General features: G+C 67.2%; 16 protein-coding genes. 3 read left to right on the top strand and 13 right to left on the bottom strand.

Annotated elements, in window-relative coordinates; translation table 11 throughout:
• Positions 1-142: 142 nt before the first annotated feature.
• The 3 genes from ACIPRS_RS00865 to ACIPRS_RS00875 are packed head-to-tail and all read right to left on the bottom strand — an operon-like array spanning position 143 to position 2,860.
• A complete protein-coding gene (locus tag ACIPRS_RS00865; protein ID WP_446537979.1) occupies positions 143-1,702 on the bottom strand; it encodes a protein adenylyltransferase SelO in 1,560 nt (519 codons plus the stop codon).
• 8 nt (positions 1,703-1,710) lie between these two features.
• Positions 1,711-2,463, bottom strand: coding sequence for a sulfurtransferase (locus ACIPRS_RS00870; protein WP_446537195.1), 753 nt, complete (start codon positions 2,461-2,463; stop codon positions 1,711-1,713).
• 34 nt (positions 2,464-2,497) lie between these two features.
• Positions 2,498-2,860 (bottom strand): DUF6164 family protein, encoded by a 363-nt coding sequence (locus ACIPRS_RS00875; protein WP_446537196.1) that lies wholly within the window; start codon positions 2,858-2,860, stop codon positions 2,498-2,500.
• Between the two features lie 84 nt (positions 2,861-2,944).
• Here ACIPRS_RS00875 and ACIPRS_RS00880 point away from each other — a divergent pair, with 84 nt between their 5' ends.
• Positions 2,945-3,379, top strand: a complete 435-nt coding sequence (locus tag ACIPRS_RS00880; protein WP_337729912.1) for an FKBP-type peptidyl-prolyl cis-trans isomerase — start codon at positions 2,945-2,947, stop codon at positions 3,377-3,379.
• Between the two features lie 145 nt (positions 3,380-3,524).
• On the opposite strand, the gene ACIPRS_RS00885 is transcribed toward ACIPRS_RS00880, so the two are convergent.
• Complete coding sequence (locus tag ACIPRS_RS00885; protein ID WP_446537197.1) at positions 3,525-5,123, bottom strand: serine hydrolase; 1,599 nt, start codon at positions 5,121-5,123, stop codon at positions 3,525-3,527.
• Positions 5,124-5,220: 97 nt separating this feature from the next.
• Between ACIPRS_RS00885 and ACIPRS_RS00890 the strand changes: the two genes are divergently transcribed.
• Complete coding sequence (locus ACIPRS_RS00890) at positions 5,221-6,483, top strand: TIGR03862 family flavoprotein (RefSeq protein ID WP_446537198.1); 1,263 nt, start codon at positions 5,221-5,223, stop codon at positions 6,481-6,483.
• Between the two features lie 176 nt (positions 6,484-6,659).
• On the opposite strand, the gene ACIPRS_RS00895 is transcribed toward ACIPRS_RS00890, so the two are convergent.
• The 3 genes from ACIPRS_RS00895 to ACIPRS_RS00905 are packed head-to-tail and all read right to left on the bottom strand — an operon-like array spanning position 6,660 to position 7,840.
• Positions 6,660-6,860: a hypothetical protein gene (locus ACIPRS_RS00895; protein ID WP_225590851.1), complete on the bottom strand. Its 201-nt coding sequence runs from the start codon at positions 6,858-6,860 to the stop codon at positions 6,660-6,662.
• A 15-nt stretch (positions 6,861-6,875) separates the two neighbouring features.
• Positions 6,876-7,220, bottom strand: a complete 345-nt coding sequence (locus ACIPRS_RS00900; RefSeq protein ID WP_192201024.1) for a RidA family protein — start codon at positions 7,218-7,220, stop codon at positions 6,876-6,878.
• 47 nt (positions 7,221-7,267) lie between these two features.
• A complete protein-coding gene (locus ACIPRS_RS00905) occupies positions 7,268-7,840 on the bottom strand; it encodes a DUF998 domain-containing protein (RefSeq protein ID WP_446537199.1) in 573 nt (190 codons plus the stop codon).
• A 250-nt stretch (positions 7,841-8,090) separates the two neighbouring features.
• On the opposite strand from ACIPRS_RS00905, the gene ACIPRS_RS00910 reads away from it, so the two are divergent.
• The gene (locus tag ACIPRS_RS00910; RefSeq protein ID WP_446537200.1) at positions 8,091-9,179 is read left to right on the top strand and encodes a diguanylate cyclase; all 1,089 of its coding nucleotides are present in this window, start codon (positions 8,091-8,093) and stop codon (positions 9,177-9,179) included.
• Between the two features lie 24 nt (positions 9,180-9,203).
• Here the strand turns inward: ACIPRS_RS00910 and ACIPRS_RS00915 are convergent, their stop codons facing one another.
• From ACIPRS_RS00915 to ACIPRS_RS00940, 6 genes are all read right to left on the bottom strand, one after another.
• Entirely contained in the window at positions 9,204-11,021 is a 1,818-nt protein-coding gene (locus ACIPRS_RS00915; RefSeq protein ID WP_446537201.1) for a tetratricopeptide repeat-containing diguanylate cyclase, read from the bottom strand.
• Positions 11,022-11,070: 49 nt separating this feature from the next.
• A complete protein-coding gene (locus ACIPRS_RS00920) occupies positions 11,071-11,346 on the bottom strand; it encodes a hypothetical protein (protein WP_446537202.1) in 276 nt (91 codons plus the stop codon).
• A 141-nt stretch (positions 11,347-11,487) separates the two neighbouring features.
• Positions 11,488-12,330 carry an SAM-dependent methyltransferase gene (locus tag ACIPRS_RS00925; protein ID WP_446537203.1) on the bottom strand — a complete coding sequence of 281 codons (843 nt, stop codon included), beginning with the start codon at positions 12,328-12,330 and terminating at the stop codon, positions 11,488-11,490.
• Positions 12,288-12,836 (bottom strand): GNAT family N-acetyltransferase, encoded by a 549-nt coding sequence (locus ACIPRS_RS00930; protein WP_446537204.1) that lies wholly within the window; start codon positions 12,834-12,836, stop codon positions 12,288-12,290. The genes ACIPRS_RS00925 and ACIPRS_RS00930 overlap by 43 nt, the downstream gene beginning before the upstream one ends.
• A gap of 79 nt (positions 12,837-12,915) precedes the next feature.
• Positions 12,916-13,356, bottom strand: a complete 441-nt coding sequence (gene trxC / locus ACIPRS_RS00935; RefSeq protein WP_192201017.1) for a thioredoxin TrxC — start codon at positions 13,354-13,356, stop codon at positions 12,916-12,918.
• A 32-nt stretch (positions 13,357-13,388) separates the two neighbouring features.
• Positions 13,389-14,747, bottom strand: a complete 1,359-nt coding sequence (locus ACIPRS_RS00940; protein ID WP_446537205.1) for a M24 family metallopeptidase — start codon at positions 14,745-14,747, stop codon at positions 13,389-13,391.
• Between the last annotated feature and the right edge of the window lie 77 nt (positions 14,748-14,824).

The following is a 14,824-nucleotide window of genomic DNA, read 5'->3' on the forward strand; positions in this document are numbered from 1 at the left end:
TAGGAGCGACGTCAGTCGCGACCGTGCGGCAAGAACGCACCGGAACTCTGCTCACCCGAAATTCGGTGCACAACGAGCGAGGTCGGGAAGATCGAACCGTGCGGTCGCGACTGACGTCGCTCCTACAAGGAAGCGATGCGACTCAGGAACTGCACGACAGCATCGAACAACCCGCGCGGTCGCGTGCCCAGTCGGGGCGACGCCCGGCATAGCGTTCACGACCCGGCTGGTCGTCGTACGGCCGGCGCATGACGTCCAGCAGCGCATGCACGCCGGACAGGTCGCCCGCCTCCGCCGCATCGATGGCCTGCTGCGCCAGGTAGTTGCGCGGCACGTAGCGGGGATTGGCCAGGCGCATCCGTTCACGGCGCGCCGCCGGCGTCAGCGTTTCGTCATCGAGGCGGCGCGCGTACTCGACCAGCCAATGGCGCAACGCCGGCGCGATGGCGTCGCGACGGGCCGGGTCATAGAACGCATCATCGAATGCGGACAGCGATGCATCCGCCGGATCCGCATCCATCAAGGCCCGGAAGAACAGGGTCATGTCGATCTCGCCCTGTGCCAGCAGCTGCTGCAACGTGTCCATCCGCTCGATGTCGTCATCCCGGCAGTCCGCCAACCCCAGCTTGCGTGCGGTGGTGTCGCGGTGCGCGCGTGCATGGGCATCGGCGAACCGCTGCAGGCCGGCCTGCAAAGGCTCCACGCCATCGAACAGCGGCGACAGCGCCTGCGCGAAGCGGCTCAGGTTCCATCCCGCCACCTGCGGTTGCCAACCGAAGCGATAGCGGCGGCCGTGGGCATCGGTAGTGTTGGGCGTCCAGTCCGGGTCGTAGGCGTCGATCCAGCCATAGGGGCCGTAATCGATCGTCAACCCGAGCACCGACATGTTGTCGGTGTTCATCACGCCATGGACGAAGCCCACCCGCATCCAGTGCGCCACCATCGCCGCGGTGCGCTCGCAGACCTCTGCAAACCAGGCCGCGTGCAGCGCTTCGCCTTCGCCGGACAGGTGCGGGAAATCGCGACGGATGGTGAAGTCCACCAGCGCGCGCAGCAGGCCGGTGTCGCCACGCGATGCGGGCAACTGGTAATGACCGAAGCGGAGGAACGAGGGCGCCACCCGGCAGACCACCGCACCGGCCTCAGGCTTCGGATGACCGTCGTAGAACATGTCGCGCACCACCTGCTCGCCCGTGCCTACCAGGCTGAGGGCGCGTGTCGTGGGCACGCCCAGGTGATGCATCGCTTCGCTGCACAGGAATTCGCGGATCGACGACCGCAGGACGGCGCGACCGTCGGCGGTACGCGAATAGGGCGTGGGCCCTGCGCCTTTCAGCTGCAGTTCCCAGCGCTCGCCGGCCGCGTTGACCACCTCGCCCAGCGTGATCGCGCGACCGTCGCCCAACTGGCCCGCCCAGTTGCCGAACTGGTGCCCACCGTAGTTGCCCGCATAGGGCTGCATGCCCGGCAGCACCGCATTGCCGCCGAAGACCTGGGCGAATGCGGGGGATGCCACGTCGCGCTCGTCCAGCCCCAGCAGCGCAGCGACCTCCGTCGCGTACGCCAGCACCTGCGGCTCGGCGACCGGCGTCGGGTCGATGGCCGACCAGAGAGCGCCGCGGACTTCGCGGCGGCGCGTGCCCTGCTCGGGATCGCCAGGCAGTTCCCGGATGAAGCGGTTGTCGAAGTGCAGTGCCTGCAGGCCGGCGCTCACGCCACGCCCACCGTCTCATCGTCCACCAGCGGGCTCAGGTCGGGCCGCAGGGCGACGCGCTCATCGAAGACGAAGCACGCACCGTCATAGCCGAAGCCCCCGACCTGCTCGAAGTAGCCCAGGATGCCGTCGTCCAGCTGCAGCACGTTGTCCATGCCATCGGCCTGCATCCACAGCGCGGCCTTCTCGCAACGGATGCCACCGGTGCAGAAGCTGACCACGGTGGCGTCCTTCAGCGCATCGCGATGCGGTTCCAGCGCCGCGGGCAGGTCGGTGAACTTGTCGATCGGCAGCGTCAGCGCACCGCTGAACGTGCCGTATGCGATTTCCTGCTGGTTGCGGGTATCCAGCATCACCACGCGACGGCCGGCATCGTCATGACCCTGCTCCAGCCAGCGGGCGAGCGTCCGGGATTCGACGACGGGCGCGCGCACGTCTTCCGGCGTGGTGCCGGGGCGGCGGAAGCTGATGATCTCCGGTTTCACCTTGACCTTGAGGCGCGCGAACGGCACCCGGCGACTGGTGCTGTACTTCACCCGCAGGCCAGCGAAGCGCTGGTCCGCGCGCAGCGGCGCCAGGAAGGACTCGATCGCGTCTGCCCCACCGGCCAGGAACAGGTTCATGCCCTCGCCCGCCACCAGTACCGAACCCCGCAGCGAGAGCGCCTCGGCGCGCGCGCGCAGCGTCGAGGCGAATGCCTCGGGAGCGTCGATGGGCGTGAAATGGTAGGCCGCAATGTTGGTGATCATGCGCTGATTTTACCGGCCGCAGGCGGCTCGCGCCTCAGAGCAGCATCCAGGGCAGCGCGAGGGTCAGCACGATGATCGCGACCATCGCCGCTAATACTCCGACCACGTACAGGGGCCGCGCGCGCAGCTGGCCCGCAAACGTCTCCGCACGCCCTTCGCGCTCGGCCGCCGTGCGGTCCTCGCGTGCCTGCGTCCGGCGCCGGGCCTGGTAGTCCGCCATCAGGACCTTGGCCCGCGCCAGCTGGTCGACATCGTCGATCCACAGTCCGCCAGCGGAAATTCCCCACGGACTGGGTTGCGTCTCATAGAAGTCGATCGCGTTCGCCCGCAGCAGGTCGCGCACATCGTCGGCCTCGTCGCCGGGCACATTGCGCAGATTCAGGAAGAGTTTCGCCATGCTGCCAGTGTAACCGCTGCGATCCAGGCCACCGGGCAGCCGGATGCGTTACCCTGCGCGCCTTTCGCCCCATGGATGAACCCCATGCGTTCCCTGCTGCTCGCCGTTTCGCTGCTCCTGCTCGCTGCCTGCAACGCCCCCGTCCCGCCGCCGAGCGGCAGCGTCGCCGAACTGGAACGCATCGACACCCGCGCCGGTACCGGTGCCGTGGCGACCAGCGGCAGTGATGTCACCGTGCACTACACCGGCTGGCTGTACGACGAGAACGCCCCGCAGCAGCGCGGCTTGAAGTTCGACAGCTCCGTGGACCGCGGCCAGCCCTTCACCTTCCTGCTCGGTGCCGGCCAGGTCATCCGCGGCTGGGACGAGGGCGTGGCCGGCATGAAGACCGGGGGCAAGCGCACGCTGCGGATCCCCGCCGACCTCGGCTACGGCAGCAATGGTGCCGGTGGCGTGATTCCACCGGGCGCATCGCTGGTATTCGACGTGGAATTGCTGGAAGTGAAACCGCACCAGTGAGGAGTGCGCTTCCCCTGTAGGAGCGACGCGAGTCGCGACCGCACGGCTTGAAAGTCATGGCGTGCCATCCACGCGCGAACCCGCAGGATTCCGTGCGCGGCGTACTCGCGGTCGCGACTCACGTCGCTCCTACGGAAAGCACGGACTACTCCACCGGCGCCAGCCGCAGGTCGTGGAAATCGAAGCTGAAATCCGTCAGCGGTGAAATCGCCTCCATACGCGCCTCCCGGATGGAGCCATCCGGTTCCAGCGAGAACGTCAGGAAGGCGTCGGCGTTGAGCCAGCGCTCGCGCCAGCGCACGACGAACGTATCGTGCTGCCAGGGCTGCAGATCGCCGACCAGCTCCGGCGTGCGGCTAAAGCGCAGCACCAACCCGCCGCCTTCCTGCGCCACCACGACATCGCCATACCAGGGGTCGCGCAGTTTGCCGGCATAGTCCGCGATCGGCAGCGAAGGCCTGGAGCCCGCATCGCGCGCCGCCTGCAGCTTCTGCCAGTGCTCATCGGCATTGCCCTTCGCCTGCGCGACCTGTGCCTGGTAGGCCGCGAGCCAGTCGGTGCCGGTGTTGGCCAGATAGGCATCCAGCACCTTCAGCGTGACGGCATTGAATGCCGCACCGACCTCCTGGTTGGTCAGCACCACGATGCCCAGTTTCTGCTCCGGCACCAGCGTCACCCGCGAAACCATGCCGGGCCATCCACCGGTATGCCAAACCAGCTTGCGGCCCTGGAAGTCGGACACCATCCAGCCTTCACCGTAACCGAGGAAATTGGGCTTCGCCGCCTTCAATGCTTCGATCTTCGGTTCGGTGATCGGGATCGGCGTGACCAGCGACCACATCGATTTCTGCCGCTCGGGCTTGAAAAGCGCTTGCTCGCGGCCTTTCGCGTCGCGATAGGTCCCGCCGGCCAGCTGCGCGTTCATCCACTTCGCCATGTCGTTCACGCTGGAATAGAGGCCGCCCGCCCCGGCGACGTTGCGCCATGTCATCCGCGGTGCCGGTTGCAGGGTGGCGAAGTCGGCCTTGGCATGGCCCGTGGCGACGTTGTCGCCCGGCCGCAACGCATCGCTGTTGTAGCGCGTCTCGCGCATGCCCAACGGCTGCAGGATGCGTGCACGCAGGAACTGGTCATATGACTGCCCGCTGGCCTGCTCGATGACCAGCTGCGCCACGCCGTACAGGATGTTGTCGTACGCGTAGCGCTCGCGGAAGCCTCCGCTCAGCGGCACGTCGCGCAGGCGCTCGGCGACTTCACGGTTGCTGTAGGTCGTGGTGGGCCAGAACAGCAGGTCCCCCGCGCCCAACCCCAGTCCGCTGCGATGGACCAGCAGGTCGCGGATGCGCATCTCGCGGGTGACGTAGGGGTCCGCCATGCGGAACCATGGCAGGTGGTCGATGACACGGTCCTCCAGCTTCAGCTTGCCCTCGTCGGCCAGCATGGACAGCGAAGCCGCCGTGAACGCCTTGGTATTGGAGGCGATGGCGAACATGGTGTGCGCGTCGACCTTGCCGGCCTTGCCGATCTCGCGCTCGCCCCACCCCTTCGCCAGCACCACCTCGCCATCCTTCACCACCGCCACCGCGATACCCGGGACGTCGAAGGTCTGGCGTACGGATTCGACGTAGGCGTCCAGGTCCTGCAGCGCGGGCGGCGGCGTGGCGTCCTTGGCGACAGCGCTGGTGGCGAACAGGCCGAGCAGGCAGAGTGCGCGGCCCGTAGCCGCCATCAGGTTCGAACGCATCGTGTGTCCCATCTCCGGAGTCCCGCGCGACGATACCGCACGCAGCGCATGCGATGTGCCTGCCGGAAGCGCCGTGCCGGCGCGGCATACTATGCGGATGCCCGCACCAAGCTCCGATGACACGCTGTCCACCCCCACCGTCGCCGTCATCGGTGGCGGGCCCGCCGGGCTGATGGCCGCAGAAACCCTGCGTGCCGCTGGCCTGCAGGTGGACCTGTACGACGCCAAGGGTTCGGTGGGGCGCAAGTTCCTGATCGCCGGCAAGGGCGGCATGAACCTGACCCATTCCGATCCGCGCGACGTCTTCGTCACGCGCTACGGCGAGCGGCAGCACCACGTAGCCGCATGGCTGCGGGGCTTCGACGCGGATGCCCTGCGCGGCTGGGCGCGCGGACTGGGCGTGGAGACATTCGTCGGCACGTCGGGCCGCGTGTTTCCGTCAGACCTCAAGGCAGCGCCGCTGCTGCGCGGCTGGGTGCGGCGGTTGCGCGAACAGGGTGTGCGTTTCCATGTGCACCACCGATGGTCGGGATGGACCGGCGAAGGCGCCCTCCGCTTCGCGACCCCTGACGGCGAGATCCTCGTGTCTCCCGACGCCAGCGTGCTGGCGATGGGCGGCGGAAGCTGGCCGGAACTGGGTTCGGACGGCGCCTGGGTCGATGCACTGCAAACAAAGGGCATCACCATCGCCCCGTTGCAACCTTCCAACTGCGGTTTCGACATCGCGTGGAGCGAGCATCTGGCGTCACGATTCGCTGGCGAACCCCTCAAGCCGGTCATCGCGCATTGGCAGGAGGCCGATGGCAGCACCCGCCAGCGACAGGGCGAGTGCGTCATCACCGCCACCGGCATCGAAGGAAGCCTGGTCTACGCGCTGTCGCCGATGCTGCGGGATGCCATCGCGCGGGACGGCAGCGCCACCCTGATGCTGGACCTGCTGCCAGGACGCGATGAGCGTGAACTGGCGCAACGGCTGGCCAAGCCGCGCGGCTCACGCAGCCTGAGCGAACACCTCCGCCGCGAGGCCGGCGTGACCGGCGTGCGCGCGGCGCTGCTGTACGAGGCGCTGGACAAGGCAGCGCTGGCCGATCCCGCCAGGATCGCGCGCGCGCTGAAACGTTTTCCGTTCCGGCTGTTGCGTCCCCGCCCGATCGCCGAAGCCATCAGCAGTGCCGGCGGTGTGCCCCTGGAGGCAACGGACGAGCGCCTGATGCTGCGCGGAGTACCGGGCGTGTTTGCTGCCGGCGAGATGCTGGACTGGGAAGCACCCACCGGTGGCTATCTGCTGACAGCGTGCTTCGCCAGCGGTCGCCATGCCGCGCACGGCGTGGTCGACTGGCTGGCGCAGCGCAACGCCTGAGTGGTCGTCCGCAGGGGCTGCGGCGCGCACCCCGGGAAGTGCGTGCCGCAGCGGCTGCGGAACGTGCGCGCACGATACGCGAGCCATTGTTGAGGTCCGGTTAGCGTTTCGAAGCAGTTTTATTACAGACATTTACGGCCGGATGTGCATCCTCGCTCTCACGCCGTGTGCCGGCCTCACTCTGCCTCGTCACGCGGTCCTTCCGCCATCGCCCTTTCGCGCTTCGCCTTCGCGGCCACGTACATGTTGTCCACCAGGTTCGGATAGCGCCGGCCTGCCGCAATTGCACGTGCCCTGGCTTCCTGCACCTGGTCGGGCGTGAGTTTCTGGCCGCCGTCGCGACGCTTCGGCGCCGGACGATGCCAGGGACCGGGCATGCGCGTCGCCATCGTTTAGACCGCGGCGGTGACCACGATCTCGATCAGCCAGCCCACGCGTGCGAGATGCGCCTGCACGGTCGCGCGCGGCGGCGCGTTGCCTTCCGGCACCCAGCTGTCCCAGACGCGGTTCATGCCCTCGAAGTCCTGCAGATCCTTCAGGAAGATCTCGGCGCGCAGGATCTTCGACTTGTCCGTGCCCGCGCGCGCCAGCAGGGCATCGATCTCGTCGAGCACCTGCTGCGTCTGTCCGGCGATACCCTGCGTCGCATCCTCCGCGATCTGGCCGGCGAGGTACACCACGCCGTTGTGGATGGCCATCTCGGACAAGCGCGTACCCACGTCGAACCGCTGGATCATGATGCTTTTCTCCCTGTTGGAAGTCGCAGCTTAGCGCCGGGCTTGCGTCATCGCACCCGGCTCGTTCGCCAGAGCCATGTTGCGGCGAGCAGCATGGCGGTGACGATCAGCGCGATCAGCAGTTTCTGCACCCAGCCCTGCCCGGCCGGCGCCCACAGGGCATGCAGCCAAAGCAATGCATGGCAGCCGAGGGACCATCCGGCCGCGAGGGGGAAGTACGGCTGCCAGGCCGCGTCGAGGCGGAATCGCCACGCCTGCAGCACCATGCCGCTGGTGACGCAAAGGAATGCGGTGATCGCGCAGGTGTGGTGGAACCAGCGATGGAAGTCGGGCGCGACGGACGGCAGCCACGAGTCCCCGATCGCCACGCCCGCCAGCGCGACGGCGCCCGCGCAGAGCAGCAGGAGCGGCGCCGCACTGCGCGCATGTGCCGACAACTGCCGGTAGATGCCGATCGCCAGCACCGTGATGGCAATGGCCAGCACGCAGTAGGCAACGCGCAGCAGCAATCCGCCGGGGCCCAGCAGGTACTGGCTCAAGGTGGCCTGCTGCCAAGCGAGATCGGTCCGGAGAAACTGCAGCGCGGCGCCCACCACCAAGAACAGCGACGCACCTGCCATCGCGGCAAGCGCCGCGATGCGAGCGCGTAGGCGCGGGTCCGGGGAAACGGGACGGCATGGGGAGTCGGGCATCGAGGCGCGCAGCGGAAACCGGCCCCCGATTATCCGGCACCACCTCAAGATTTCCCGGCCGGGGCCGCTGTCGTTGGCAGGGCTGCGTGACGTGCCCAGCGTCACGGTTTGGCCTACACTCCGCCTGCCCCCGGCGCACCGGGGATGGCCGTCACGAGCAAGGGGACTCCACGCGCCAATGCCGTTCACCGCACCGCTTCCCGGCGCCGATCCGGCGCGCCAGAGCCAGCGATTGCCTCGCCGGATCTACCGGCTTCGCATGCTGGGGATGGGTCTGGCTGCGCTGCCGGTGGGAACCGTCCTGCTCGAGGGCAACGCCGGCCTGGGTACGTGGGCGTGGCTGGTCTTCACGGCGGTACTCTGGCCGCAACTCGCGCTATGGCTGTCGCTGCGCCATCCCAAGCCTTATCGGGGCGAGATCCGCAACCTGCTGTTCGATTCGGTGCTCGCCGGCATGTGGGTGCCGCTGATGGCATTCAACCTGCTGCCCAGCGTGCTGCTGGTGACACTGGCCACGGTCGACAAGATCAGCACCGGCATCGATCGGCTCTGGTACTGGTCGCTGCCGTTGATGCTGACCGGCGCGTTGATGGCCGGGTTGGTGACGGGGTTCGAATTGCGTCCCGTCACCAGCATGCCGGTGATGCTGGCGTGCCTGCCGATGCTGCTCATCCATTCCATCGCCGTCAGCCAGGCCAGCTACCACCTGGTCCGCAAGGTCAAGCGGCAGAACCGCCTGCTGGACGAACTGAGCCGGCGCGACACGTTGACCGCCCTGGACAGCCGTCGGCACTGGCAGGAACAGGCCACGTTGCTGCTGGACCAGTGCGCCGCGACAGGCGAACCGGCCACGCTGATGATGATCGACATCGATCACTTCAAGGCGATCAACGACCGTCACGGCCACGCGGTGGGCGACGACGTGCTGCGCGCGACCGCCGACGTGATCCGCCACAGCATCCGCGCGCAGGACTGCGCGGGCCGGTTGGGTGGCGACGAGTTCGCCGTGCTGTTGCGCGGGACCGATCTGGTGGCGGCGGAGATCGTCGCCCAGCGCATCCGGGCTGGCGTCGAAGCCTTGCGGGTCCAGTCAGCGCCCGACCTGCGGCACACGGTGAGCCTGGGGTTGGCGAAGGCGGACGCTGCGGCAGGCGGCTTGCGGGCCTGGCTGGAAACGGCCGACCGGGCGCTCTATCGGGCGAAGAGCAGTGGGCGCAACCAGCTGGCCATCCACGAAGGACCGCAGCCAGCCCTCGCCACACGCTGAGCCAGGCGATGCGGCGCTGCCGCGTCAGGCGCCCAGGTGTTCCGTGCGACCTTCGCGCTGCGGCAGTTCCAGCACGTTGCTGCCGGCGGCGCGCACGCTTTCCTGTTCGTTCTCGTGCACGCAGACGCGGTTGCGGCCCAGGTGCTTGGCCCGGTACAGCTGCTTGTCGGCATGCGACAGCAGCTTGGCCAGGCTGTAGCCGGACTGCATGCTGGAGGTCACACCGAAGCTGCCGGTGATGGCGAAGACATGCCCGGTCTCGCGGGTCTCGATCTGCGCCAGGCGCACGCGGCAGTCTTCGGCCACGCGGGCGGCGGCGCGCAGGTCGCAACCGTACATGAGGATGGCGAATTCCTCGCCACCCAGGCGGCCGAGTACGTCGATGCGGCGGCAAAAGCCCTTGCTGGCTTCGGCCACTTCCTTGAGCGCCCAGTCGCCGGTGCCATGGCCGAAACGGTCATTGATGTTCTTGAAGTGGTCGAGGTCGAACATGATCAGCGCGGCCTGTTCGCCATTGCGGGCGCACTCGGCCAGCGCGCGCTCGGCACGCAAGGTGAAGTGGTGGCGGTTGCAGATGCCGGTCAGCGCGTCGGTTTCGGCCATCTTCTTCAGCGACAGCTGCACGCGCTTGATCTTGAAAGCCCAGTAGCCGATGGAGGCAACCAGCAGCACCAGCAGGATGACGATCAGCCGCGTGTTCTGCGCGGCCTGCTGATCGACTGTGCGCTGCAGCTGCAGGACCTGGTTTTCCTGGTCCAGCATGCTGATTTGTTGGGTTTTCTGCAGGATCTGTTGGCGGACGATCTGATAGGCAAGCTGGCGCGTCTTTACATCGTTGAGATACGCTTTGTCGGCGTCGGCGTACTGCCGGTAGCGCGACAACGCCGCTTTGGAATCGCCACGCGATTCGGCGATTTCGTAAAGTGTCTTGTATGCCACCACGAGCGGCAGCGATGTCATGCCCACCCCTCGTTCCACCGCTTCATTGGCGTGCGCCTGCGCGGTGCCGATATCACCCAGCTTCAAGTACATGCTGGCCAGCATGGCGTGGTATTCACTGATGACCAAGGGGTAGCCCGTAGCCGTCACGGTGGGGAGGTAACGCTCCAGCAATTCGATCGCCTGATCGACTTTGCCGTCCTCCACCCATTTCCGCGCCAGGTACGTGCGCGTCAACCCACCCAGGATAGGTTCCTTCTGATCCTCGCAAACCTTGATCGTGCGGAAGATCATTTCCTCGGAGGGTGCCTTCTTCAGCCCTAAAGCCGCTTCGGCAACCAGGTTGCCGGCGGCGCACTGGTTGCGTCCGTCGGGCGCATCTCCCAAGACCTGGTTGGCGTACTGCTCGCCGAGCATGTACTCCCCTACCTGGTTGTACAGCAGACCCGCGACCAGAAGGCCACGATGACGGACATCTTTCTTCTCCACCTTGGTGGCAAGCGGAAGGATGTCGTTGAGGGTCGTCAGCCCCTGCTCGAATTTACGCGTCAGCGCGTAGGTATTGACCAGCAGCGAGCCCGTCCAGAACAGCATCTCCGGGTCATCGGTTTCTTGCTGGATCTGGCGGAGCTCGCGTATCGCGGGCTCCGCCCTGCCCTTCATCAGGAAACCATGCGCCCTGAGTAGCCTCAGCTTTAGGCGTTGCTCAGGGGTAGCTTCCTCGACCCGCTTTTCGAGGCGCTCCAGCACATTGTAGAACTTGGCGGGTTGCGACGTCTTGATCGCCTCCGCCTGCTCGATCAGCGCATCGATGCCGGGAGACACCTGTGCCTGGACCGGCGCGGCGAAGACGCATGCCAGCGCAGCTGCCACCCACAAGGCTCGTCCTTTCCCGAGTTTCATGTCCTTCTCCTGATCAGCCGATGCAGCCGGAGCAAAGCGCCTCCGGAGCCTACTCTTTTTCTCCGTGGTCCTCGTCCCCATCCGTCTGCTCGTCGGCCTGGTCGGGCAATTCGTCTTCCTTGCCCTCGTCCGGGGCCAGGATCATGCAGAACATCGTCGGACGGGCGAGTAGCAGCCCTGCAAGCGAGGCTGCATCACGGTCGAGCAGCGCAGTCTGCTGGGCCGATTCGACATCCAGCGCCCTCACCGCCGCCTCATAGTCCGAAGACGCACGCAGCGAATCGGACGCCCCCATGGATTCCAGAAACCGGATTGCATTGGACACGCTGTTTCCCCAAATTGATGAAATACGACACTTCCGCAGCCAGCATCGGGCCCGACAGGCCGGACGTGGCTACCCCCACGCAGGACAATACCCACTTTTCAGTAGCCTTGCCACGACCACCCCCGGCCTCACCTGGCACTCTCACCGCCCCATGTCGCGCAACCGCTCAAGCAGGCGCTCGTTGCGACGCAGGGGCCTGGAGGGGGGGATCACCAGCGTGGTCGCCGCCGACAAGACGGCCGTAGGCAGTCGATCGAGCGGCAATCGCTCGATACGGGGCGACGCAATGGGCAGGGTCGCGGCCTCGTAGGCGACGACCTCGTGATCCGGAGGGTAGTCGTCAAGCAGCAGGTCCACCAGCAATTGCTTTGTTCCGGCATCGGTCGACAGGCGCCCCGTCGTGAGGTCTCCGGCCACGCCTATCTGCCAGAGCACCAGGTAGGCCGAAGGGTCCACCCTGCGCTGATAGAACATGAACTGGCTTGCCTCGAAATGCTGGCAACCGACGGCGCCAGGATCGATGCCAACATCCGCGTAGAGGCAATCCTCGGCAGAAACGGCGGCTTCCATGACAGCCTCGTAACCTTCCGCTCGCGCTTTCATCACGGCGCTGTGCGGTACCTGCGCAAACACCCCGGGATGGCCGTAGAAGGCCCCGCATACCCGGCGCCCCTGACGGACTTCCGCCATCATCAACTCCACCATTTCGCGATAGGTCTCGCGCCGCGGCTTGCCCTCGGCATACAGCGGTTGCAGGCTCCTGACGTCCCGGTTCATGCCTTGGACCCAAAGCTCCACGATCGGATCCGACATGGCACTGAAGACCACATCCGCCTGCTCGATATGGTTCCGCGCGCGCGGCGCAAGGTGGGCCCCCAACGTCATCCCTACGCCCACGCATGCGAGCGTACCCCTTCCTGTCATCGCTTCTTTCCGCCCCGTCATGTCATTGCTGGCGGCGTCACCGAGTGACGCTCCTTCCATTCATCACGCGCCATCTCCCATCCCCGAAAGCGTGCGCCCCCGGGAACAAGCTCCATCTCCCGGAACCCCAACCTGCGCATCACGCCCGCTCCAGCTTCGTTCTCGCGCACGTGCCGGCTGAAAGTGCGCAACCAGCCCCCGTACTGGAACACATGGCCGGAAAGGAACCCGATGACCTCTTGGGCAACCTTGCGACCCTGCCATGCCTCGACAACCATCACCCCGATCTCAGCGGCATCGGGGTGGGGGATCAGCGCGAGAAGACCCACCGTTTCCTGCGCCCCAGCGCCGTGGTCGATCACCCAACAGCAAGCCCGCCGGAGATCACCGCGCTGATTGGAATGCAGGAACGCATTGAATGCACGGACTGCATCCTCGTGCGCCATGGGTTCGCCCACGAAACGCATCAGTGCTCCGTTCGTATAGATCGAAACGTACAACGCCTCGTCCTGCTCTGCCAGAGGTCGCAGATGAAATCGACGTGTTTCAAGTGTTGGCAGGCTCATGCCACCAGCGTCCGATGATCCATGCTCATCGAATTCCAGCCTTGCCGGACTCCGCCCTGCCTGTGCGCCCCCCGCTTCCTCACCCCACCAGCCCCCGCGCCCACCTCACGATCGCCTCCGCCGACATCGCCCCGCTCTGCCGGGCGAGTTCGCGGCCGCCCTGCAGCAGCACCATCGTCGGGATGCTGCGGATGCCGAAGCGGTTGCCCAGTCCCGGGCAGGCTTCCGTGTCCACCTTGGCCAGCCGCATCGCGGGCTCCAGCACGCCCGCCGCCTGCTGGAAGTGTGGGGCCATCTGCAGGCAGGGCCCGCACCACGGCGCCCAGAAATCCACCAGCAACGGCAGCGTGCTGCGCAGGGCGTGGCGGTCGAAGTCCGCCTCGCCCAGCGCCAGCGGCAGGCCGGTGAACAAGGGATGGTGGCAGCGCCCGCAGTTGGGTGTCTCGACCAGCCGCGCCGGCGGCACACGGTTCATCGCCGCGCAGTGCGGGCAGGCGATCAGGTGGGCGTCGGCGCTCATGCAGGCATCCTAACGCCCGCGCGTCCGGCGCGTCACCGCACCACGTGCCAGACCACCTGCCGCCCCGCCAGATAGACCACCCTCCGGCCATCGAACACGGCCATCTGCTCCAGCTTGACCTGCACGTTCTGCCCGCCCCACTCCGGGACGCGCGCCTTCACGTTGCCCTCGATGGCGTAGACCGTATCGGCATGCAGCGGCCAGTCGCCCTGCCCCGCGGTGGATCCCTGGTTGTCCCACATGCCGATGGTCGGTCCCGGCGCGTGGCCCACGAACCCCACCGGATGCGAGTAGGTCGCCGCGCGCAGTCCCAGGCGGGCGATCTCGCGCTGCGTCGCCGCCAGGATTTCGTTGCCCGTGCGGCCGGCGACGAACTGGCCGGTCAGCGCGTCCTGCCAGCGGTTGCCCTGTGCCAGCGCCGCAAGAAGCCCAGCGGGCGCCCCGGCTTCCCCCGCACGCGCCACGTAGGCCATTTCCTGCGTATCGGTGCAGAGCTTGAGGTAGCACAGCCCCACATCGGTGTGCAGTACATCGCCGGGCTGGATCACGCCTTCTTCGCCACAGAACGGCGCATCGTCGGCGCACGCCGTGCCCGCCCGCTGCAGGTTCACGTCCGGCATGAACCACGGCGCCAGCCCCAACGACTCGAAGCGCTCCCGGATGTACCAGGCCACATCGTCCGTGGTGGTGACACCGGGCGTGATGACCCGGCCCGAGAACGCCTCGGCGATGACGCCGCGTGCGAGCGACACGATATGCGGGTAGGCGGCCAACTCTGCCGCGGTGCGGGTCTCCATCCAGCGCACCACCAGCGTCTCCGCCGGCACGAGCCTGGCCTGCAGCGCGGCCGGCAGCACCGACAGCAGGCGCTCGTGCAGCGCGTGCGTCAGGCCATCGGCGACCGCCCACTCGCCAGAAACGTTGATGCCGATCCTGCGCGGATCGCGCGCGGTGATCAGCGTGCCCAGTGCGCGCCACTGCGCGTCGAGGTCCCCGCCGGACCACGCCGTTTCGTAGGGTGCGCCGAACGGGTACCGGTTGATGGACAGCCGCTGCACGCTGCCATCCGGCTGCCGGTGGAACACCAGCATCGTGGTCCGGCGCGCCGCATGGGCCGGCTGCGGCACCAGCGTGAAGTACACCGGGTCTTCCGCGTACTCGCGCGCGATCACCACCCACATGTCGAGGTCGGCGTCACGCATCAAGCGGGGCAGCAGGGTGTCGAGCCGCTCGCGGAGCATGCGGTTCTCCGGCTCCACGCGGTCCCGCAGCGGCAGCACTGCCCCCACGCCGATCCCGTCCCGTCCCTGCTCCGGCATCGATGCGGCATGTCCGCAGGGCGCCGACGCCAGACCGGCCAGCAGCAGGAGCAGGAAGATCGCAGCGCGCATGCAGGAAGCCTCCGACGGAAGGGCCATGACGCTAGCCGCCCCACGATGATCGCGTCAACGCTGCCCGGGCGGTTCAT

Source organism: Pseudoxanthomonas sp. LARHCG66 (genome assembly GCF_052871755.1).